Here is a 21,500-nt window from a genome sequence, read left to right on the forward strand (position 1 = left end):
GTGAATCTAGAGTTCACAAAAATTTGTTGCCTGCAAAATGAATCGCACCTTGATAACTCTTTTTAGGTAAAGGAATCAAATTATGAACATTGTCCTCGGCATTATAATCATCTTAGCAACCATCTATTTGCTGGTAAAACAGTATGACACCCGTATGGTATTGATCGCTGCTGGTTTTCTGATGGCAGGGATCGCTTTAGAGCCACTGTCTGTCCTTGATGCCTTTGCTAAACGGATGACGACTGGCAGTCTGATTCAGGCAATTTGTTCGGTCATGGGTTTTGCCTTTGTCATGAATGCGACCAAATGTGACCAGCACCTGATTCATTTAGTTGCTAAGGGCCTATCAAAGGTTCGCATGGTTCTTATTCCTGGTGCGACTCTGGCAACCTTTGCCATCAATATGGCGCTTCCGAGCGCCGCCGGATGCGCAGCGGCGGTGGGCGCGATCTTTATCCCTCTGCTGATTTCTACCGGTGTGCATCCCGCAATTGCCGCCACCGCTGTTTTTGCCGGGACGTTCGGGAGCATGTTGAATCCGGGGTTGTCACATAACCCCTTTATTGCCAAGCTCGCTGACGTTGATGTGATGAGTGTTATCAATACCCATGCGAAAGCGGATATCATCTCTGGTGTTATCGGGGCTCTTTGCTTGACCGCTGTCGCCATTTATCTGAAAGAACATAAGGGCTATGTTCCGGAAGAGGGTGAGTTAGACAATACTATAGACAAAGCCAATCCGTTGTTCGCCATTGTCCCTTTAGTTCCTGTCACGATACTCGTTCTCGGTGCTAGTGGTCTGGTTCCGGCATTGAAGATGGGAGTTGCCCAAGCGATGATTATTGGTTGCTTGCTCGGTCTGGCTCTGACGCGGACTTCGCCAACTAAAGTGACGTTGAAATTTTTTGAAGGTATGGGTTCCGCCTACGGTAGCATTATGGGTATCATCATCGCTGCGGCTGTTTTTGTCGGTGGGATGCAGTCCCTCGGCTTGGTCAGCGCATTTATTGACCTGTTAACCAACACTCCAAGTATTGCTAAATTGGGTGGCACTTTCGGTCCCTTTATCCTTGGCCTGATTTGCGGTTCCGGTGATGCTGCCGCCTTTGCTTTTAACGAAGCGGTCACTCCGCATGCTGCCCAGTTCGGGATGGAAGTGGCTAATATGGGGAGTATTGCTGCACTAGCCGGAGCTTTGGGGCGGACTATGTCACCACTGGCGGGTGCTGCTATCGTGTGTGCTTCGATTGCTAAAGTCAATCCGATGGAGCTTGCCAAACGTAATGCTCTGGGGATGTGTATTGCTGTGGTCGTCACCTTTTTCATTATGTAGGGAGACCGGATATGAAGTGTCAACAACAACGATTGGAAAACGATTTTACTGAGCTGAGTAAATTCGGGCCGTTGGAAAATGGTGGGTTCACCCGGCTCGCATTTTCCCGAGAGGATGTGGCGGCACGGGGATGGTTACAGAAAAAGATGGAGGATGCCGGCCTGGAAGTCCGTATTGATGCTTTTGGCAACATCAGCGGTCGCCGCAAAGGGCTCAGCGCTCTGCCGGCGGTGGTAATGGGCTCGCATTTGGATACCGTTCCCGAAGGTGGCAATTATGATGGAGCGGTTGGAGTTCTGGCCGGGTTGGAAGTTATCCGTACCCTCAATGATAATAATCTGGAAACCAAACGGCCGATCGAAGTCATTAACTTTTCTGCCGAAGAGTCGAGTCGATTTGGTATGGCGACGATGGGGAGTAAGGCCCTTGCTGGCAAGTTCGATCTCGATACTTTGAATAAACTGGTCGACAAAAATGGTACGTCTCTTTATCAGGCGCTTAAAGAGTGCGGGTATGCTGCTGATGAAATCGCTTCTGTGACGATTGAACCGGGGCAGATTCATGCATTTATGGAAATGCATATCGAGCAGGGACCGGTTCTGGAGATGCAAGGCCTCCCGATCGGTATCGTCACTTCGATCGCAGCGCCGACTCGGTTTAAGGTGAGTATCGAGGGTCGGGCCGACCACTCAGGAAACACGCCAATGGCGATCCGTAAGGATGCGTTGACCGGTGCCAGTGAGCTGATTCTTGGAGTTGAACGGATTGCCAGTAAGGAAGCCGGTGAGAAGACTGTCGGCACCATTGGTTATCTTTATGTCACCCCTGGAGCAATGAATGTCGTGCCTGGGAAGGTTGAGCTAGGCATCGACATTCGTGATGTCAACATGGGTGATAAGGATAAGGCGGTGAAAGCGGTTATCGAACTGATGGATGCGATTGCTGAACGGCGCGGGCTGAAAATTTCTTATCAACAGCTCTGTAACGATGAACCGGTCGCTCTTTCTGACAAGATCATCAAAACCCTAAAGGATGCTGCTGATAAGTTGCAATTGCCCAGTTTGATAATGCCGAGCGGCGCAGGACATGATGCCATGAATATGGCGCGTTTGACCGATACTGGGATGATCTTTATCCCCAGTGTTGGCGGTATCAGCCATAATATTGCCGAGCTCAGTAACATGGCAGATATCTATGCAGGAACAGAAGTTCTCCTGCAAGCAACCCTTCAGCTCGCACAGGAGTGATTCAATGCAGACTCAAGTTAATCAAATGATCGCTGCGCTTGGTGACAAACTCATTGCACGCCGGCGCGATCTGCACCGCCATCCTGAATCTGGCTGGACCGAATTTCGGACCAGTTCGATTATTGCTAAAACACTCATCGACATTGGTTACGAGGTGAAGCTTGGCGAGCAGATCATTTGTCGCGAAAGCATGATGGGGGTGCCAACTGAAGAAGAGCTACAGGCTCATATGGAGAGAGCCATAAGTCAGGGAGCTGATCCCGATTTAGTAAAGCAGATGGCGGGCGGCTTGACCGGCGTTGTCGGAGAGCTAAAATGTGGCGCTGGACCGTTGTTAGTTCTCCGTTTTGATATCGACGCTAATGACATCAGCGAAGCAACGGACGAGAAGCATCTGCCCTATCGTGAAGGATTCAACTCAATTAACCCCAAGGTGATGCATGCCTGCGGCCATGATGGTCATGTCTCGATCGGGTTAGCCGTTGCCGAGATCCTGTATAAATTAAAACAGCAGCTAAATGGGACCATCAGGCTGGTTTTCCAACCGGGTGAAGAAGGGGTTCGTGGTGCTGGGCCGATGGTCGATGCCGGAGTACTCGAAGGTGCTGACTACATCCTTGGCGGTCATATCGGGTTTCAGGCAACCAAAACGGGGATGCTCATCTGCAGTACTGACAAATTTCTCGCCACGACCAAGTTTGATGTCACTTTCACCGGCGTTCCAGCGCATGCAGGTGGAGCCCCAGAAAAAGGGCGTAATGCTCTCCTGGCAGCATCCTGTGCTGCTCTCAACCTGCACGCCATTCCCCGGCACGGACAAGGGGCTTCGCGGATGACGGTTGGCACCTTGCAAGCTGGACAGGGGAGGAATGTTATTCCACCCAACGCTCTACTCAAGGCGGAGTCACGCGGTGAAACTTCGGAGATTGACGATTTCATGTTCGCCAGTGCTAAACAGGTTATTGCCGGGGCAGCGCAGATGTATGGGGTCGACTTCGATATCAAGCTGATGGGCAAAACCAAAAGCGGTCAAAGTAGCCCCGAAATGATGGCACGGGTGAAGCGTGTTGCCGAACAAATCGATTTCTTTGATCCTGAGCAGATTATAGAAAATACCGAAATGCGCGGCAGTGAGGACTACTCACATATGATGACTGTCGTTCAGGAACATGGTGGCCAGGGAACATACTTCATGATCGGCAGCGATTTGGCCGCAGGGCACCACGATTTCTATTTTGATTTTGACGAAAAAAGTCTGGCCGCCGGCGTTGAATTAATCGTCAATTGTGTCCTTGATTTGCTGGCGTAAGAAGCGTACTTGAATAGACCAGATAGGTCAGTAGTCCAGAATAGAATAAGCCTCAGCCGGTATCAGCAGGCTGGGGCTTTTTGGTTTGCTGACCAATAATTATTGGTTAAGTTGTTCAACTTCTTTTTGTAGCAACTCTGACCTGTTTTAGCGTTTGACTTACAGGATTCTGTCAATGCTCGATTAAATTTATCTGCATTCATTTGCACAGAATAACAGCTCCAGGAGTGGACAAGTCATTGCAATACTGTCATATTGCCAATCTTAAGAGAAAAACTATGCTGTCAGCAGCCGATTGTTGATGGTCTTTCTCGGAAATAGAAAAGTCTGTACTGTCAGGGTGCAGATGCTTCATTTGAAGATAGATGGACGATATGAAAGTTATTAACCAAATAAAAACCGCTAAAAAAGTGCATCTGCTCTGGCTTGCTGTGGTTGCGGTTGCATTGTTTTCTGCTGTGCTGACTCTACTGGTGACTGAACGCGCTTCTGGCAAGGTCAACATTGATAAAGTTGAATCCCATCCATTTCATCAACCTTATACCTTGATGGTCTCTAGCGATTTCCATTACCAGCGGAACATCGGTGATAATCATACGATGGTTATGGGGCAGATGCTCTACAACCATGAGATTGTCGATGCTTTCTTCTCAACAGTCGCAGAGAAAGCTCCCGATGCATTGTTGTTGTGTGGGGATAACACCCATGCAGGATATGAAGAAGATCATGCGGACTTGATTGAGTCATTAACGGTATTAAAACAACAGGGGACCGATGTGGTTATGGCTTTTGGTTCTCATGATCTGGTGAATTCCACTAAGGATGAAATCAAAGCGCAATACGCTGACTTGATCTTTGCTGATGCGGTTAGCGTTGATGCAACGACATTGAGTTATATCTACCCGGTTTCTGCAGAGCTGTGGATTCTGGTATTGGATCCCTTCATTGAGATTGATCATCTGCATCTCTCCAGTGAGACACTCGAATGGATGATTTCTTCGCTGGAACATGCCAGAGAGAATCATATCCAGGTCATCGCTATGTCACACTATGGCGTCACGCCAAGCCAAATAAACAACAACGAGCCATACTCTGAAATCATAGAGAAGTATGCTGTCATTGATAATAATGACCGTCTCTTAGAACTATTTGAAATCTATAATATCTCTCTGTATTTGTCCGGTCATCGACATAAGCAGCTATTGAAAAAACAGCAAATGCCGACAGGGACTATCTATGAACTCATCAGCAATACGTTGATGAATTATCCAAATATCTATGGTGAAATCGATATCATAACCGAAAAAGATTTGAGTTACCATGCCAGTTATTTAGATGTCTCTGGGTATGCTAAGGCACATCATTTAAACAACCCTGATCTCCTGAGCTTTTCGACTTTCTCCAGAAAATCTTTTTTAGATCAGGCCAATAAGTCGATAGCCGGGACAACGGAAAATTTGAATCTGAGCGGTGATGATAGGGCTGAAATGGAGGATTTTGCGGTTCGGGTTTTATTTTCATTCGCTGTGAATGAATTCCATGAACAACAAAGTAAATTCAAGAGAGAGCCCGCCTTTCGCTTGTGGAAAAACCAGTACCTCGCATACGGATATGGTTTCTACCTGGAGCATCTGCTAACAACGGCTGCGTATGATAACAATAATTTTTCGTTTCATCTCAATTGATCTGAACGGGTCAGAGCCTTTCACCAGACGTTTACTCAGTTCGATCCTGCCCTCACCTTTTATAGCCATAAGGGATGTTCAGCTTTTCCATCCGTTTGCGTAACGTGTTCGGATTAATTTCCAGCACCTCTGCGGCGCCACCGGGGCCATTAATTTTTCCGTGGCATTGTTCGACAACGGTGCAAATGTGCTCGGCCATGACCGAATCGAGAGATTGAGCGTGCCGGCTTTGATCATGTGCTGGTTGTCTCGTTGAGGCCTTGAGGTCCATCTCCTCTAAAACTTTGTGAACCTCCTTTTGGACTAAACTTTTCATGTAGTCTTCGTTGTTTTTGTTGCTGATATACCAACTGGAATCCTGTGGTAGATAACGACTGATATTCAAAGGCCCTTTAGGCGATATGGTCAGGGCACGTTCGACAAGATTTCTCAGCTCACGGACATTACCTGGCCATGAATATGCTTGTAATAGTTCCCGACATTTGGGGTTGAGTTGAATTTCATCAGACAGTTTCAATCGCTGTGAAAATTGATTGATGAAGTGACGAACGAGCAGTGGAATATCCTCATCGCGCTCTCTGAGCGGCGGCAGCTGAATCGGGAAGACATTGAGACGATAATAGAGATCTTCTCTGAATGTTCCCTGTTGCAACATGGTCTCCAGCGGTCGATTGGTGGCCGCGATTATCCGGACATCAACCTTAATTGGTTTTTCTCCTCCGACCCGCTCAATGGTTTCATTTTGCAAAACTCGCAGGAGCCTGACCTGTGCTTTAGGTGGTAATTCCCCAACTTCATCGAGAAACAGCGTGCCGCCATCGGCTTGCTCAAAGCGACCAATCTTGGTTGTCAATGCGCCAGTAAAGGCCCCTTTCTGATGACCAAATAATTCACTGTCGATCAGGGTTTCAGGAATGGCTCCACAGTTGATTTTGACATAGGGCTTGTCGGTTCGGGGAGATATCCGTTGTACGGCATCGGCGATTAATTCTTTGCCGGTTCCCGTTTCGCCAAGGATCAGTGTCGGAGCCTCTTTTCCCGCCAATTGTTCGACCATCTCCATTGTTTTCCGCAGACCGCTGTGTCTCCCTATGATCGAAACGTTCTTCAATAGTTTGACCTCTCCGGCGAGTTGTAACCTTTGCAGGTCGAGGCGATGCTTGAGCTCGTGTGTTTGCCGATGCCTTTGCATGTTCATCATCGCCAAGCTGACGGGAGATTGCATCAACATAATTTTATGTTCGTGCTCTGCAGTGAAGCAATCGACCGTTTTGCCGATCAAGCACAGGTGGCCCAAAACCCCCTCTTCTGTTCTTAACATCATGACCAGATAGGCGCGGTCTGCATTGCCAAGATAATCTTTGAGGGCATTCAAATGTCTCTGAGCGACCGGCCATTTTGAGCAGTGGGTGAAGTTCTGAGCCGTATCTTGTTTTTCTGATTGTTCAATTTCCGGGATGTCATCATACAGTGGAACGATAATATCTGGTTCCAGATAGCAATCACTCATAACCAGAAATTGCAGATGTAAGGAGGCTAGCTGGGAATCATAGCTGTGCAGTGAAATCGCATCGATAGGAAATTGACTGGCGAGGAATTTAAAGGTTTTAGACCAGGCATTGCCCGGATTCAGATTGCTCGAAATACACAGATTCAAATCTTTATAAAAATCAAAATCTTCCATAGAGATCTCACACCCTCATTCAGCATAATTTTTTTCACAAAGCATAAAAACTTTCATATAGCGTAACCTTACTTCATCTTAAAATCCAAGTAAAATCATAACTATTTGAAATTAAACAGATAGTTGTTTTGGCATGGATATCGCTATACCCCTCGATATCAGAACACATTAATTCTTTGTGCTTATTGGCAAAACAGGATGAACGGAGGACTTCATGCTTGCAGGGGTTAAAGATGCTCAACATTTATGGAATGAAGATGAATTAAAGCAAGCCATTATCGATTTAAAATCAAACCAGTGTCAGCAGGATCTCAAGCGCTTTCTTTCTGACCGAATTGAAGATCCAGACCCATGTTGTTGCAGTAAGAGAGCCAAGCTGTGGAATGAGTTAGGTCTGGCGATGTTGAGTGAAGAGAACATCGAGCAAGCCGATCTTTGCTTCACTGAAGCGCTGAAGATCGATCCCATGGATATCTCCGCGGTTTATAATCTTGCTAACGTCTCTTTACAGCAAGGATCCTTCGAGCGGGCTAACGGCTTATATGAAAGGGTTCTGCTCGCTGAACCGGACTTTTTCGGCGCAGTTTTTAACCTTGCTCTCAGTTACCTTTATTCTGATCAATACGAGAAGGCACAGCCCCTCTTTGTCCGCGCAGCAACACTCCAGCCGGATAACCACAGCGCTCATTACTGGGCCGCAGAAACTTTGCTGCGGAGTCGCTCTTTTGCAGCATCCTTGACGTATTTCAAACAAGCTTACGCCCTAAATCCCAATCACTTTGAAACGGTCAATGGTTATGCTATGGCGCTTCATCAAGCCGGCCATAACGCCGAGGCGATTTCAATATGTGACAGTTCTCTGATGAATCTTGGCCCCTCTGTGGTGTCATTGCGTACCAAAGCTGATGCTTTGATTGAACTAGATAGAATCGACGAGGCCGCTCTTTGCCACCTTGACATTGCCCATATTGACCTGGATTCCCGCGACACGATTGTCAGTCGTCTACAGGCCCTTTATCGACAATCACCACAAAAATTTACCTGCTATAGAAACTTCATGCTCGACCGTGCTCCAAGTTTTGAACCCTTGCTATCAGTGATCAAAGAGTTTGAAGCACAACAAACAGCTGAAGTTAATCACTGCCACTAGCCCTTTTAATGGGGTGAAGAGAAAGGACAGATCCATGGCGAAAGAAAAAGATGCACTCGATATCATTACTGACCCAGAGAACATGGTCAAAAATAAGGACCTGGATTTTGATGAGCCAGCGGAAGAGGTGCACGTCAAAGCGTCTGAGAACGAGGAGGATGGCGGCATCTCCCGACGTAATTTCCTCAGATGGGGGAGCGCTGCGGCCGCCGCTGCAACAGTCGCTGGAGCTGGAGGGGCCGGTTTTGCTATTGGCCGTTCCGATGATGCTTACACCGGTTATGGCCGCACCTACCAGGGCGGCGATATGTTTTTCAACCGTGAGCCTTTCCGCACCAAAACGGCGGCCATGATGGAGCCTGTGAGCACAGTTATCCGTGCAGATCGGACCGATTTTATCTTTGATCGTATCAAAGGAATTATCGGCATGATTGAAAAAGGTGAGTGGAATCCAGGTCTGGGATTAGACAAAATGCCCGGGGTCATCGGGGATTACTATCGGAAAAAGCCTGAAGATTTCAAGATCATGATGGACTCTCTAGGCAAGTATGCGAAGAGTCGTGAAGATTGGAAAAACGGTAAACATCTGCGCTACACCCTACCGGCTGCTTATACTGAGGCGTTGGCTCACGGTGGCATGTACAACCGTCATGGTTCCACCATTCCAGAAGATCCAGATGATGTTTATATGGAAACTGGTGAGGAACAACCTCCAGAAAAATGGGATTTTCGTCATGTCAAGCGCGACAAGCCGATGGAGTTTAAATCTCCCAAACATGCGACAAAACTGATCAAGCGGATGGCGCATCTGTTTGGCACCTCGATCGTTGGTATCGGCAAGTTTGACGAACGCTTCATGTTCACCAACAAAATGCGTGGAATGAAAGATGGAGGGGCCCACTGGGGCAATAAGGTTCCAGAACACTGGAAGAGTATTATCATCTTTGGCGTCCCTATGTATTGGGACCAGACTTATGCTGCGATCGGCTACTGCACCTCCTATGACGCCTATTTCCGTTCTCGCGTGACTGCTGGGCTGCTCGAACGGTTTATCCATGAGCTTGGTTATCCGGCCCGGGCCCAGTTTCCTGGTTACCACTATGAAATCATGATGGAACCGTTCCTGTTGACCACCGGGTTGGGAGAATATAGTCGCTCCGGCATGGTCATGGTTCCTGAGCTTGGTTGTAACGTTCGACCAGCAGCCGTGGTTACTAATATCGAATTTGAATACGATCAGCCCATTGACGTAAAAATGGCAGACTTTTGTCTCAAATGTAAAATTTGTGCCGAGACTTGCCCATCCGGTGCCATTCCCACAACGGACAAACCTGAGACTGTCGTGCGCGGCTTCAAGCGTTGGTATCTCGATCAAGAGAAGTGCTACAACCAGTGGGCGAGTGGCCAGACCGTTGATGCTCTCGGCTGCCGTGTCTGTATGGGTGTCTGTCCTTATACCCGCAAAAATACCTGGATTCATTCGATCTCTCGTGAACTTGAACCGCGTGACCCGACCGGGCTTGTTTCCAGCGGCTTGCTCGCGATGCAGAAAAACTTTTTCAAATATCCAGAAGCACAGGATTTCAGGTCGGACTGGTTGGGTGGGACCGAAGCGACTTATCACAATCCACCATGGTATCTGCGTGCTGAAGAGGTCTTTAAGGGGATTGATAAGACCTGGGAATACCATGGCATGGAGTAGTTGCTGAAATCTGAACAATGTCTGAAAAAATATAAATTTAGGAGGTTTCTATGTTTCCTGGAACAACAATATTGAATTACCTGTTTTGGATGGCCATTGGCATGCTGCAAGTTCTAATTGTCGTCGGTGCTTATGAGTGGTTGAAGCGTTACGATAAAAAGGTCAGCTGGTGGCAGATGGTGCTGATGTACGGGTGTTTTGCTTCATTCTGTCTGACAATTGCCGGTGGTGCCACCTTGTCCGGCGAGTTTGAAACCCGTGGTGGCCTGTTCTTTATCGGCTTCCTTGGGGTGCCACATATTATTGTGGGTGCCATCATGGCTCGGCTGTTCATTTTTAAAAAACAGCTTGTGAAGTAACGCCATGAAACGGGTCATAAACATTATGATCGCTGTCATGATTCCTCTGATCCTCGCTCTGGCTTGGATCGGAGGAGAGCACCGGACTGAATCGGCGATCATGGAACAGATTCAGAATGTTTCCAAAGACATTACCGATGTGACACCGATTGGAGAAAGGCTCTATCAAGGGCGCAAATTAGATTCAGAAGTCCCGGTCTATATTGCTCTTGATGATAAACCGAGTTATGGCGGGCCATTGACGGTTGCAACTGTGGTTGATGATAAGGGGACGATTGAGCACGTAGCCATTTTACAGAGTACCGACACCAGTAGTTATTTGGATCAGGTCGTGGGACTGGGAATTTTGCGTGCATTCGTCAAGCAACCGATTGACGCAATGCCACAGGTTGACATGATCAGTGGAGCGACAATTTCGTCGTCTGCAATTACCCGAGGGGTCGAACAGGCAGCAAACAATATCGGAGTCGCTAAGTTCAACCTGCCAAAAATCGAGATGGAAACGGCTCCTGCCACCCCGGAGACAGCAAAGCTGATCACCATCCTCTTGTTTTTTGTCGCCGCTTACTACTTGACCAGCAAACACTTCCCTTGGGATCGAAAAAAAACGCGAGTTATCCTGATGACGCTTTCTGTTTTAACCTTGGGATTTACCTACGGCGCGTTGATTTCTCTGTCGACGGTCGTGACTTTGCTCAGCGGCAACTGGGTCAAAGGGTTGGCATCATATGCGCCGTTGTTTTGCCTTGTTCTCGCCCTGATCCCCTTTCTGTTCGCCCGTAAAAACCTTTATTGTTCCGTTATTTGTCCTTTTGGTGCCGTGCAGGAAGGGCTGGGGAAAATCACTGGATGTTCAGCTCCGGTTCGTGCTCGCTGGATGGTTTGGTTAACGAGAAGCTGGGTTTTTATGCTGTTGGTGGCGGCGGTCTATTTTCATGCTCCATCCGATTCTATTTACGAGCCCTTTGGCAAGGCATTTACCTTTATCGGTTCAGGAACCGTCTATGCTTTGACAATCCTAGTGGTGATCTCTTCACTGCTTTTTAAGCGTCCATGGTGCAAACTTTTCTGTCCAGCCACAGTCCTATTTGATTATTTCAGTTTCGCGAGAAATGCCCTTTTAAAGCGGGAAGTGGTCTCTGAACCAAAACATGGAGGATCTCAATGAAGAAACTAATGACGACCATTATTTACCTGTCAATTGTCATGCTCTCCAGCTACGAGGTTGTCCCTAAATTGGTCAACTCAATAAATCAGAAGCAAAATTCCATTCCCTATGTCGCTCACGGTGATGAAACCGCCACAGCCACGAAACAGATTGATTACAAGCACATGCTAAAAAAGAGTGGCGCTCATGCAGAGATGAGGTTCTAAGTCCGAAGACGATCACATTGATAAAAATATATTTTTTGCCGCTCGAACTCATCCATTGGTGGATGTTCGTTCGAAATCAAAACATGCATAAATTTTAACGGAGGAAAATACTTATGCACTTCACAGTAAAACTATCTGCCACATTTGCCCTGTTGACTCTTTTACTGAGTCCTTTTACTGCAGCATTTGCCGCAACCTCGGGGTCCCACTACCCCTTTGGAGCAGAAGGAGTTCTGGCGGGATCGGTGCCCCCCCCTGGTTACCATTACCGGGTTTACAACACATGGACCAATCCAACTCAGATGAATGACAATAATGGTGATGACAGCGGTCTTGATTTTGACGCCGATATTTTTGTCAGCGTACATCGTTTTATTCATGTCACCGATATCAAGATTTTTGGGGCTGATTTTCTCTACAATGTTCTGGTCCCGCTGGTTTCAAAAGATGTCAACATCGCCGACTACCATATCAGCGACAGCAAATCACTATCCGTCGGAGATATTGTTTTTGAGCCATTTGCGCTCGCATGGCACGGCAAACGCTGGGACGCCGCGCTCGGTCTTGCCGTGATTGCACCGACGGGTGAATACGATGTAGATGAGGCTGCCAGCCCTGGTCTCGGTTACTGGTCAGGCATGTTGACCTTGGGTGGAACCTACTTTTTTGATGATCATCGTTCCCTTTCAATCAGTGCCGCGACCAGAACCTTGGTGCATACCGAACAAGACGACACCGGCGTGACCCCAGGCTCTGAATTTGTGATTGAATATGGTCTGGGCAAAGAGATTAAGCTCAACGATAAGTTTCTGGTGAGACCGGGGATCTCGGGCAGTGCTTATTGGCAACTGGAAGATGACAGTGAGGATGGCCCAGGAACCGTCGCGAGCGAACGTAAAGAAGCGATGTCTTTGGGGTTGGAAATGAACATCATGCACCTCCCTACTCTGATGCAGGCTAACTTGAGGGTGTTGCGTGAATTCGAAGCCAAAAACACTTCCGAAGGCTCACAAATCGTTTTAACTTTAACCAAGTCATTTTAGTTTTGCCCGCAGCGACCCGGACAAATCTCCGGGTCGTTGCGTTCATCGCTCAGGGGACTATGTATGTTTGGACTCGGGACTCAAGAACTGCTGATTCTTCTGGTGTTGGTTATGATTGTTTTTGGCGTCGGCAAATTGCCGCAGGTTGGTTCAGCGATGGGGCAAAGCCTCCGAAATTTCAAAGCGGGTGTCCGTGATGTTGAAGCTGATGAAACCCTGGTATAAGCGTTCATTTTTTAAAAGGAGCAGACTCAATGCAGGTTATTGGAATCTCGGGTAGTCCGATAAAAAACTCAAATACCGATCGCCTTGTTCAAGCCATCTTGGCAAGCACAGGTCTTGAATCAGAATTTATAAAGTTGTCAGAGTGTAAAGTTCAGCCCTGTACCGCATGTATGGCCTGTGTCAAAGACAATGTCTGTAAAGTCAATGACGATTTTCCCGAAATTGCCGCAAAGGTACGGCAGGCAGGTGCGATTGTGGTGGGCGGCTACCCACCCTATGGTTCTCTTGATGCTTTTACCAAGTCTTTCCTTGAGAGGCTGTTTTCGCTTCGGCATCAGGAGGGCTATAACCGGGGAAAATTGGCCGTCACCGTTGTGACCGGGATCGGCAATGGGGTCCCAGGTCTGAATGAAGCCAGTGATCAGTTGGGATTAGCCCTGACGATGGAAGGGATGGAAGTCCTTGGTCAGCTTAAAGTGAGCGGAAATACCGAATGTTTGACCTGTGGTCATGGGCAAAGTTGTCCGATGAGTTCTTTACCATGGATTTATGGCGATAATACCGCAGTGACAGCCGATAAGTTCTGCAAGGCTGAAGAACAAACTGAGATCTGGCAGCAGGGACAACAACTCGGGCAGGAGATTGCGGCACGGCTGAAAATATAAAATCAGTTAAGGTCATGACCCCGGAGGTGAAACACTCGATCTTTTTTAACTATTTGCATGTTGGTTGATTTTAACGCCGGTCCCATTGTGGGGCCGGCGTTTTTTAATCCGTCCCCGTAAGGTCTTGACTGGACGCGTCACGAGGTTGAAACGCATGGTGTTTTCCCCAAAACCTCTTACGTCCACATGTCAACCCTTTGTCATCTGCTGGTGATGGTTGTTTATGAAACCGAGGAATTTTCATAAATCAAGAGTTCGCCCGATCAAGGCAAAGATCAACTTCAATAAAGGGATCTGTGAGGAAGCAAGGCAGCCGTAAACCACGATTTCTGACAAGAATGCATCCATTGATGTTGCATTCTTGATGGATTCATAATTGACACGTCTGTTCTGGAAATTTTATCAGAAAATGAATAAAAAAAGCTCCTGAAAGTCGGAGGGGGGGTGACCATCAGGAGCTTTTATCTCCCCCCGAAAGGGGAGAACTGAATTCGTTTCTCACTTCTAATCCAATTCAACACCATTTGTCAATCGAAAGAATTTAATTTTTTTGTTCGTACCCTCTTCTGGCACTCACATTTGTGTACGACCGCATGATTTCGTCTCGCCAGCAGTTTGTCAAAGCATTGCGATCAGCCGACGCTACTCTGCGCAGCGATTATTTGCCGCTTTGGGTTCGGTATCACTGCAACCACAGCGAGCCGCCTTGAACAATGGAGATGAGCAGGTTAAAGTTGCTGCAACCAAAGGTCAGTACCGATGAGGCAAGGAGCATGGAATTAAAATTGCTCTTTCGACAATCGCCGAACCGGTACAAGATAATGGCAAACAGTCAGGGGGAATGTCGAAAGCTCAAAACCACGAGCAGTGGGAGGAGTTTTTTTCGTGGGGGAGCTGTCACTAAATTCAATTCAAAAAATTTAAACCTTCCGTTCTTCCTTGCAACTTATTAGATTAGGCTTATAATAATGGGTTAAATCGTTACTATTCATTGTTGGTGAAAGGTTATAAACAGTGTCAATTGATCGTAAATACAAATTTTCATGGGATCTTTTAGGGGATCTTGAAATAGGGCGCCCCAATCTGGGGAATACCACTCGCGTCGAAGTGTACCGCCTGCTCCAGTTTGCTTTTCGTGATGTGATTGAACAACATGTCGGAACCGCAGAAACGGACAAGATATTTTATGAGGCTGGTGCCTTGGCAGGCAAAGAGTTTTACCAGCATATGATAACTCCACCAACAAATTTGAATGATTTTGTGCGGCAATTGCAGGACGTTCTTAAGGATTTGGGGATTGGGATTCTTCGCGTAGAACAGGCTGATATGGATAAAGGAGAGCTGGTTCTGACTGTCTCTGAAGATCTTGATTGTTCCGGCCTGCCAGAGCTTGATTATGAAATTTGTAGTTACGATGAAGGATTCATTGCTTCGCTTCTGGAATGTTTTTCGGGGGCAAAGTTTGTCGTTAAAGAGATTGACTGCTGGTGTACGGGTGACCGGACCTGCCGTTTCAGTGCCAAGGCGGTAACCAATTAAAGATGAAACAAACATCGGAAAAAGAGCTGTTAGAACTGGCAATTAAAAATCTACAATATTCGCTCACCAGTCGGACTGTCCCGCAAGATCTCCCCAACGAACTGACGCAACTGGAGGGGTATGTTGAGTTACAGGAGACATTGCTGGATATTCGTAGAGCGATTATGGCAATAGCCACGGGGAACCTTAGCTATAAAATCACTACGAAAGGTTATCTAGCCGGGGCGATCAAGACATTGCAGGCGTCCCTTTCTCATCTGACATGGCAGACAAAAATGATGGCCTCGGGGGATTTTTCGCAGCGGGTTGACTTCATGGGAGAGTTTTCCGAGGCTTTTAACAGCATGGCGAAGCAGCTTGAGGAGTCAACGAAAAAATTAGAGCGGATGGCGCGGATTGATTCGCTCACGGGGTTGAATAACCGCCGCTATTTTATGGAGTTGTTAACTATCGAACTTGACCGCGCACAGCGGTATAATCGGAACTTTTCGCTTATTGTCCTCGATCTAGATGATTTTAAGTTGGTTAACGATAACCAAGGGCATGCTGCTGGAGATGAAGTTTTAAGGTCGATAAAACAGATTTTTGCAAACTCAGGATTACGCAATTACGATTTTTACGGACGTATCGGCGGGGAAGAATTCTCACTTGTACTGCCAGAAACAGTGGGCCGGGAGGCAATATTAGTCGCAGAACGGATCAGGCAAGAGTTTGAAAACACAAACATCAGCTATGAGGGCCGCCATTTGTACGTGACGGCGAGTATTGGTATCGGTGAGTACCGAACAGGTGACACCGCAGAAAGTCTGATAAAACGGGCAGATGAGGCGATGTACAAGGCAAAGGCCTCAGGCAGAAATAAGGTTTTTCGCACGCCATGATGGTGCCAATAATCTAGACTGTGAGCTGATTCTTTTTCCGTTCTATAGCGTCAACGACAATCAGCTACGCAAGTCCAGTGAGCCCTTTGATATATTGCAGCCGCTCGTAACTTTCTGGATCGTTGCTCTTTTTCTGACTTAAACGACCGCGAAAATCGTTAATCGTGTTGAAGCCGTGTGTCTCCATCCAGCTGTTTAATTGTTCAAGAATCACGTTGATCTGCGCAAACCCATTGGTGTAGATAGTTGAACAGATTTGAGTTGCCGTAGCTCCAGCCAGTAATTGTTTGGCGACGTCGAACCCATCGTGGATTCCCGTTGTTGCCGCCAACTGGCAATCAACCCTGTTGGCTAATAGCATGATCCAGCGCAGGGAAGTGTGGATTTCCGCCGCATTGCTGAACGGGTTGCCGGCAGTCACCTGGAGTTTGTCGACATCGATGTCCAGACGATAAAAGCGGTTGAAGAGAACCAGGGCGTCAGCTGCGTGTGGGCCTTGGCCGAGCCGCTGCGCTAATGAGGCAAAGGAGGAGAAATAGGGGCCGATCTTCATTGCGACCGGAATTTTGACCTGGCTTTTGACGGATTGTAAAATTTCTTCATAGCGACGTTCAACGGCAGCGCTCGACTGTTCGGCAGAATTAGCCAGAAAGCCAACATTGACCTCCAGCGCAGCGGCTCCGGCGATTTCCAGTTGTCGCGCATAATCAGCCCAACGCTCAGCGGTGATACAGTTGATGCTGGCGATAATTGGGATGTCGACCACTTTTTTTGCCTCACGGACGAGGGTTAAATAGGCCTGTGGATCGCTGGCTTGACCGTTGCCCATGAGGTCGTCCAGGGTTTCGTTGTCGGGGAAATCAACCGCTGCAGCTTGCAAGGCGGTGATGTCAGAGTTGATCTGCTCTTCGAAGAGAGATTTAAGGACGATCGCGCCGGCTCCGGCGTAGGCACAGTTCTGCACCCCTTGCATCCCGGAGGTGAGACCGCAGCTGGCAACCACCAGAGGGTTCTTGAGTTGAAGTCCAAGATAGCTTGTGGAGAGATCAGGCATCTAAAGGATCCTTTCTTATGGGTATTTAGCCGTTGCACGTTCCTTGAGAGTGACTATAATGAGAAGTAAAATTTTCCCCATCTGGTAATATCATCAAATCTTAACATGAAATGAGGGAGTCAGGGATATGAGAATCGAACATGGTATCGGTAATATCGCCAAATGTCTTCGCTTGATGTTGTACGATAAGCCGGGCCATCTTGCCAGTGTTGCCACTGAAATTGCCCGCCACAACGGCCGGATTGGAGATATCCGTCTGGTGCGTGCCGGTCGGACTCATAACACCCGTGACCTTGTCATTTATGTCTCTTCGGAAGAACAGCTGGAAGATGTCGTCGATGGTCTGGCGCAATTGGATGGTATCATCGTTGAGGATGTGACCGACTTGGTTCAAGACATCCATAAGGGTGGAAAAATTGCGACCAAGAGCCGGGTGGAGATTAACACGATTTCTGATGTCAGAAAAATTTATACCCCAGGTGTCGCCGCGATCTGTACAGAAATTCAGCAGCGTCCGGAGTTGGCTTATCAGTATACTGTCATCCCGAATCAGGTGGCGATTGTCACCAACGGTACCGCCATTCTCGGTTTGGGTGATATCGGTGCGGTCGCCGGGATGCCGGTCATGGAGGGCAAGGCAGCACTGTTCGACCGGCTCGTTGAAGTCAGCGGTGTGCCGATTCTGATCCAGAACCACGATCCACAGGTCATTATCGATACGGTGCGCAATATCGCTCCGACTTTCGGTGCGATCAAACTGGAGGATATCAAAGCACCGGAGTGTTTTGAAATTGAAGACGTGCTCGATGCTGAACTTGACATCCCGGTCATGCACGATGATCAACATGGCACCGCCGTGGTGGTTCTCGCTTCGCTCCTGAACGCGACCCGTTTCTCTGGATTGATGTTGCGTAAGTCCGTCGTCGGAGTGATCGGTCTGGGGGCCGCGGGAATGGGGATCAGCAAACTGCTGACCTCTTACGGCGTCAATTCCCTGATCGGCGCTGACTTGGATGAAGCTGCGTGCGCACGTTTCTCTACGATTGGTGGCAAACCCTGTTCGTTAGCCGAAGTGATGAAGAATGCTCATATCGTCATCGCCACCACCGGTTGTCCTCAATTAATTTCACCACAGATGGTTCGCAAGGGTTCAGTGATTCTGGCGCTGTCCAATCCTAATCCGGAGATTGAACCAGAGTTGGCGATGCAGAGCGGCGCCTCTTTTGCTGCGGACGGTAAGAGTGTTAATAATGCCTTGGCGTTCCCCGGACTGTTCCGTGGGGCACTGAATATCCGTGCAACCAAGATCAACGACAAGATGAAGATTGCCGCTGCCCGGACCATCGCCAAATACGCTGAAGAGAGTGAGCTGGTCCCAGCGCTGCTCCACCCAGAGGTGCATCAGGCGGTCACGGCTGCTGTGGAGCGGGCCGGACTCGAATCCGGCGTTATCAAACCCTGGTAAGTCTCTTCGGTTTTATTTGTTGTAAATAGTCTCACCTCAAAAAAAATCTGCTTCGATGACCGAATGCACGTCGATAAACATATTCAGTTGCCATCTCAGAGTTCTGTTGATGGCGACTGGATTGATCGCCGCTATTCTCACTCTCTCCTTAGCTTGAATATCACGCTTCGTTTCAGCTTGATAACCCCCGAGCCACCAAGACTATCTGCCTGCGAGTCGCGTCAAAACCGGCAGATATGATAAAGTTGAATAAGAGTGCAAAATTCAGGGAAGTATCATCGTCCTCTTGTTGTGGAGATCATTATTATGACTATAGATAAGAACGTCAATCGCAGGGTTGTTCTGGCGTCACGTCCCATTGGGGCACCAACTGCTGATAACTTCAGGCTTGAAGAGACCGCAATACCGACCCCCGCGGAAGGTCAGATTCTGTTGCGGACTCTGTATCTGTCGCTCGATCCATATATGCGTGGTCGAATGAGCGATGCTCCGTCTTACGCGCCTCCTGTCGAGATCGGAGCGACGATGATCGGTGGTACTGTCTCGCGGGTAGAAAAATCCCTTCACCCCGATTTTCAAGTAGGAAACCTGCTCCTCAGTTTTAACGGTTGGCAGGATTATGCGCTGGCGGATGGCGTTGGTCTCACTAAACTTGATCCCCACATGGCACAACCATCGCTGGCACTGGGAGTTTTGGGGATGCCGGGCTTCACCGCCTACATGGGGTTGCTCGATATTGGTCAGCCACAGGCGGGTGAAACCTTGGTGGTTGCGGCAGCCAGCGGCGCGGTCGGTGCCGTTGTCGGTCAAATCGGGAAGCTCAAAGGGTGCCGCGTCGTCGGTATTGCCGGAGGGGCGGAGAAGTGTCGCTTCGTCACCGAAGAGTTAGGCTTCGACATCTGTATCGATCACCACAGCGATGACCTTAAAGAGCAATTGGCTGCAGCTTGTCCACAAGGGATCGATGTCTACTTTGAAAGTGTTGGTGGCAAGGTCTTTGATGCGGTCTTGCCCCTGCTGAATTCATGCGCCCGGATTCCGGTGTGCGGGATGATTGCTCATTATAACGACACCGCCCTTCCTGATGGGCCGGACCGTCTCGGATTGTTGACTCGGACAGTACTCACCAAACGGATTAAGATGCAGGGGTTCATCATCTTTGATGATTATGGCCATCGTTATGGCGAGTTCTTTAACCAGATGAACGCCTGGCTTAAAGAGGGGGAGATCAAGTATCGGGAAGATATTGTCACCGGGCTTGAAAACGCGCCACAAGCCTTTACCGGGCTACTCGAAGGGAAGAATTTTGGCAAATTGATCATTCGGGTTGCCAACGACTGATAGCTGATTCAACAGGTGTGATAATTATAGTAAAGAGTAATCTTTTTCCGCCTCTTTTGTCTGGCTGAGGATGGTCGAATCTCCTGGCTTCGGACTGGCATCAACCAGATTCAGCTCACCCAGCGGGATTGACTGTTGCAGTCCCGCCAGACTAAATCTGCTGGCGGCGTTCCACAACATCCAACCATGGCTGCCGCTGGCATCACTGGCATTGATCTGTGCATGGATCTCAGTGGCAGTAAAACTTCTCCGGTCAAAGGCGTAATCTCTAAATGCCTGTAACCATGGGCGAAATCGGATTGACGGCAGCCCCGTCAATGTGCTCGCTCGCTTTAACGAATGGGCGACGACCTCGTAACTGTTTTCCAGCGGATTTGTATAGTTTGGAACTCCATATGGAAACCCGGAAGGGTAAAGCATGGGGGAGAGATAATCGACATTTTCGGCCAGATCAGCCAATCTTTGACCAATTTTCTGATCTTTATGTTTCCAGCAGATATAACCAAAAATATTGGCAGATGTCATTACCGGATACTCAGCAAGCTGTTGTTTGGCGCGGTGTAAAAAACCGTTGATAGCTGCAACCCGATTGGCACCGGTATTCTCCTGAGAAAACATCAGGTCAGATTTTGCGGGAAAGCGGATATAATCGAACTGAATCTCATCAAAACCCAGAGCTGCAGCCTCTTTTGCGATATCGATATTGTAATCCCAGACCTCAGGATTAAATGGGTCGGTCCAGCTGATTTTTTCACGATCCTCCCAGAGATAGCCATCGAGGGTGTGGATCGCTAAGTCACGTCTGTTTTTCGCCAGAGCCCCATCTTTGAATACGACAATCCGGCCAATGGTATAGATTCCCTGCTGTTTCAACGTGGCGATAAATTCGGGGAGATCTTTTAAGGTTCTGACTTTTTGGGCCCCGACAGCCGTTGCCAAAGGGGTCTGGCTACGAAAGGCAATATCTCCTCGAGAGGATTTCAGATCAATGACAAGCGCATTCATCCCCGTCTCGTTAATCAGCTGTTGCAACTGTTCACGGCGCTCATGACTATCGGCGGCCCAGTAAGAGAGATAGAGCGCTTTGGGAACGAAAGGTTGCAGGTGGAGATGGAGTGGCGAGGTGATGGTTGCTGTTTGGGGGAGATAGCCTGGACGTTTGACGATAATTTCTACTGCGTCTGACATGAGTTGGAAAGAGCCATCGGCATTACTGAAGGTAAAGTTGTCACTGGTACGCAGCTCGACATCGGTGAGTAAGGCATTGGTTTTAGCATCTCTGACTGTGCCGAAAATAGGGTTCAGCTCCGCGACAGCATATGCAGGAAGAACGATGAGAACGGCAACAATGATTGTTACGAGATATGGTTTCACCTGTAAGCTCCGAACTGTGAGAAAAAGTTATCAGCAGTCTACATGATGGCCAGCAAATAATAAACAATTA

At 48.2% G+C, this 21,500-nt stretch carries 19 protein-coding genes; 16 read left to right on the top strand and 3 right to left on the bottom strand.

The features are described from left to right. Positions 1–82: 82 nt before the first annotated feature. The 4 genes from dcuC to BLU87_RS14645 all read left to right on the top strand — a co-directional run bounded on the left by dcuC (position 83) and on the right by BLU87_RS14645 (position 5,574). Positions 83–1,333 carry a C4-dicarboxylate transporter DcuC gene (gene dcuC / locus BLU87_RS14630; RefSeq protein ID WP_092350151.1) on the top strand — a complete coding sequence of 417 codons (1,251 nt, stop codon included), beginning with the start codon at positions 83–85 and terminating at the stop codon, positions 1,331–1,333. An 11-nt stretch (positions 1,334–1,344) separates the two neighbouring features. Next, on the top strand, positions 1,345–2,580 hold the full coding sequence (locus BLU87_RS14635) for a M20 family metallo-hydrolase (protein WP_092350153.1): 1,236 nt from the start codon (positions 1,345–1,347) through the stop codon (positions 2,578–2,580). Between the two features lie 4 nt (positions 2,581–2,584). Beyond that, positions 2,585–3,889 carry an amidohydrolase gene (locus BLU87_RS14640; RefSeq protein ID WP_092350155.1) on the top strand — a complete coding sequence of 435 codons (1,305 nt, stop codon included), beginning with the start codon at positions 2,585–2,587 and terminating at the stop codon, positions 3,887–3,889. 374 nt (positions 3,890–4,263) lie between these two features. Beyond that, complete coding sequence (locus BLU87_RS14645; RefSeq protein ID WP_175498414.1) at positions 4,264–5,574, top strand: metallophosphoesterase; 1,311 nt, start codon at positions 4,264–4,266, stop codon at positions 5,572–5,574. A 52-nt stretch (positions 5,575–5,626) separates the two neighbouring features. On the opposite strand, the gene BLU87_RS14650 is transcribed toward BLU87_RS14645, so the two are convergent. Beyond that, positions 5,627–7,258, bottom strand: a complete 1,632-nt coding sequence (locus tag BLU87_RS14650) for a sigma-54 interaction domain-containing protein (protein ID WP_092350159.1) — start codon at positions 7,256–7,258, stop codon at positions 5,627–5,629. A 214-nt stretch (positions 7,259–7,472) separates the two neighbouring features. Between BLU87_RS14650 and BLU87_RS14655 the strand changes: the two genes are divergently transcribed. The 10 genes from BLU87_RS14655 to BLU87_RS14705 all read left to right on the top strand — a co-directional run bounded on the left by BLU87_RS14655 (position 7,473) and on the right by BLU87_RS14705 (position 16,196). Beyond that, positions 7,473–8,408: a tetratricopeptide repeat protein gene (locus tag BLU87_RS14655; protein ID WP_092350161.1), complete on the top strand. Its 936-nt coding sequence runs from the start codon at positions 7,473–7,475 to the stop codon at positions 8,406–8,408. Between the two features lie 34 nt (positions 8,409–8,442). Continuing rightward, on the top strand, positions 8,443–10,110 hold the full coding sequence (locus tag BLU87_RS14660) for a 4Fe-4S dicluster domain-containing protein (RefSeq protein ID WP_092350163.1): 1,668 nt from the start codon (positions 8,443–8,445) through the stop codon (positions 10,108–10,110). Between the two features lie 50 nt (positions 10,111–10,160). Then, the gene (locus BLU87_RS14665; protein ID WP_092350165.1) at positions 10,161–10,469 is read left to right on the top strand and encodes a hypothetical protein; all 309 of its coding nucleotides are present in this window, start codon (positions 10,161–10,163) and stop codon (positions 10,467–10,469) included. Positions 10,470–10,473: 4 nt separating this feature from the next. Continuing rightward, the gene (locus BLU87_RS14670) at positions 10,474–11,637 is read left to right on the top strand and encodes an FMN-binding protein (protein ID WP_092350166.1); all 1,164 of its coding nucleotides are present in this window, start codon (positions 10,474–10,476) and stop codon (positions 11,635–11,637) included. After that, positions 11,634–11,843 (top strand): hypothetical protein, encoded by a 210-nt coding sequence (locus tag BLU87_RS14675; protein ID WP_092350168.1) that lies wholly within the window; start codon positions 11,634–11,636, stop codon positions 11,841–11,843. Before BLU87_RS14670 ends, BLU87_RS14675 begins: the two co-directional genes overlap by 4 nt. Before the next feature lie 113 nt (positions 11,844–11,956). Beyond that, a complete protein-coding gene (locus BLU87_RS14680) occupies positions 11,957–12,886 on the top strand; it encodes a SphA family protein (protein ID WP_092350170.1) in 930 nt (309 codons plus the stop codon). 63 nt (positions 12,887–12,949) lie between these two features. Then, positions 12,950–13,111, top strand: coding sequence for a twin-arginine translocase TatA/TatE family subunit (gene tatA, locus BLU87_RS14685; protein ID WP_092350171.1), 162 nt, complete (start codon positions 12,950–12,952; stop codon positions 13,109–13,111). Positions 13,112–13,140: 29 nt separating this feature from the next. Next, complete coding sequence (locus BLU87_RS14690; RefSeq protein WP_092350173.1) at positions 13,141–13,776, top strand: flavodoxin family protein; 636 nt, start codon at positions 13,141–13,143, stop codon at positions 13,774–13,776. Positions 13,777–14,796: 1,020 nt separating this feature from the next. After that, complete coding sequence (locus BLU87_RS14700) at positions 14,797–15,315, top strand: V4R domain-containing protein (RefSeq protein ID WP_092350314.1); 519 nt, start codon at positions 14,797–14,799, stop codon at positions 15,313–15,315. Between the two features lie 2 nt (positions 15,316–15,317). After that, entirely contained in the window at positions 15,318–16,196 is an 879-nt protein-coding gene (locus BLU87_RS14705; protein ID WP_092350177.1) for a sensor domain-containing diguanylate cyclase, read from the top strand. A gap of 64 nt (positions 16,197–16,260) precedes the next feature. Here BLU87_RS14705 and BLU87_RS14710 read toward each other — a convergent pair whose 3' ends face one another. Further along, positions 16,261–17,250 carry a dihydroorotate dehydrogenase-like protein gene (locus BLU87_RS14710; protein ID WP_092350179.1) on the bottom strand — a complete coding sequence of 330 codons (990 nt, stop codon included), beginning with the start codon at positions 17,248–17,250 and terminating at the stop codon, positions 16,261–16,263. A 175-nt stretch (positions 17,251–17,425) separates the two neighbouring features. On the opposite strand from BLU87_RS14710, the gene BLU87_RS14715 reads away from it, so the two are divergent. Both BLU87_RS14715 and BLU87_RS14720 read left to right on the top strand, forming a co-directional pair. Further along, a complete protein-coding gene (locus BLU87_RS14715; RefSeq protein ID WP_342743683.1) occupies positions 17,426–18,715 on the top strand; it encodes an NAD-dependent malic enzyme in 1,290 nt (429 codons plus the stop codon). A 306-nt stretch (positions 18,716–19,021) separates the two neighbouring features. After that, positions 19,022–20,056, top strand: coding sequence for an NADP-dependent oxidoreductase (locus tag BLU87_RS14720; protein ID WP_092350183.1), 1,035 nt, complete (start codon positions 19,022–19,024; stop codon positions 20,054–20,056). Between the two features lie 24 nt (positions 20,057–20,080). Here BLU87_RS14720 and BLU87_RS14725 read toward each other — a convergent pair whose 3' ends face one another. Further along, entirely contained in the window at positions 20,081–21,430 is a 1,350-nt protein-coding gene (locus tag BLU87_RS14725; protein WP_217637530.1) for a putative glycoside hydrolase, read from the bottom strand. Positions 21,431–21,500 lie beyond the last annotated feature (70 nt).

It is taken from the genome of Desulfuromusa kysingii, from assembly GCF_900107645.1.
In the GTDB taxonomy this organism is placed as follows: Bacteria; Desulfobacterota; Desulfuromonadia; order Desulfuromonadales; family Geopsychrobacteraceae; genus Desulfuromusa; species Desulfuromusa kysingii.

What these genes read in the sequence shown, in the direction of transcription:
- dcuC (WP_092350151.1), top strand. Translation starts at nt 83, where the DNA reads ATGAACATTGTCCTCGGCATTATAATCATCTTAGCAACCATCTATTTG.
- BLU87_RS14635 (WP_092350153.1), top strand. Translation starts at nt 1,345, where the DNA reads ATGAAGTGTCAACAACAACGATTGGAAAACGATTTTACTGAGCTGAGT.
- BLU87_RS14640 (WP_092350155.1), top strand. Translation starts at nt 2,585, where the DNA reads ATGCAGACTCAAGTTAATCAAATGATCGCTGCGCTTGGTGACAAACTC.
- BLU87_RS14645 (WP_175498414.1), top strand. Translation starts at nt 4,264, where the DNA reads ATGAAAGTTATTAACCAAATAAAAACCGCTAAAAAAGTGCATCTGCTC.
- BLU87_RS14650 (WP_092350159.1), bottom strand. Translation starts at nt 7,258, where the DNA reads ATGGAAGATTTTGATTTTTATAAAGATTTGAATCTGTGTATTTCGAGC.
- BLU87_RS14655 (WP_092350161.1), top strand. Translation starts at nt 7,473, where the DNA reads ATGCTTGCAGGGGTTAAAGATGCTCAACATTTATGGAATGAAGATGAA.
- BLU87_RS14660 (WP_092350163.1), top strand. Translation starts at nt 8,443, where the DNA reads ATGGCGAAAGAAAAAGATGCACTCGATATCATTACTGACCCAGAGAAC.
- BLU87_RS14665 (WP_092350165.1), top strand. Translation starts at nt 10,161, where the DNA reads ATGTTTCCTGGAACAACAATATTGAATTACCTGTTTTGGATGGCCATT.
- BLU87_RS14670 (WP_092350166.1), top strand. Translation starts at nt 10,474, where the DNA reads ATGAAACGGGTCATAAACATTATGATCGCTGTCATGATTCCTCTGATC.
- BLU87_RS14675 (WP_092350168.1), top strand. Translation starts at nt 11,634, where the DNA reads ATGAAGAAACTAATGACGACCATTATTTACCTGTCAATTGTCATGCTC.
- BLU87_RS14680 (WP_092350170.1), top strand. Translation starts at nt 11,957, where the DNA reads ATGCACTTCACAGTAAAACTATCTGCCACATTTGCCCTGTTGACTCTT.
- tatA (WP_092350171.1), top strand. Translation starts at nt 12,950, where the DNA reads ATGTTTGGACTCGGGACTCAAGAACTGCTGATTCTTCTGGTGTTGGTT.
- BLU87_RS14690 (WP_092350173.1), top strand. Translation starts at nt 13,141, where the DNA reads ATGCAGGTTATTGGAATCTCGGGTAGTCCGATAAAAAACTCAAATACC.
- BLU87_RS14705 (WP_092350177.1), top strand. Translation starts at nt 15,318, where the DNA reads ATGAAACAAACATCGGAAAAAGAGCTGTTAGAACTGGCAATTAAAAAT.
- BLU87_RS14710 (WP_092350179.1), bottom strand. Translation starts at nt 17,250, where the DNA reads ATGCCTGATCTCTCCACAAGCTATCTTGGACTTCAACTCAAGAACCCT.
- BLU87_RS14715 (WP_342743683.1), top strand. Translation starts at nt 17,426, where the DNA reads ATGTTGTACGATAAGCCGGGCCATCTTGCCAGTGTTGCCACTGAAATT.
- BLU87_RS14720 (WP_092350183.1), top strand. Translation starts at nt 19,022, where the DNA reads ATGACTATAGATAAGAACGTCAATCGCAGGGTTGTTCTGGCGTCACGT.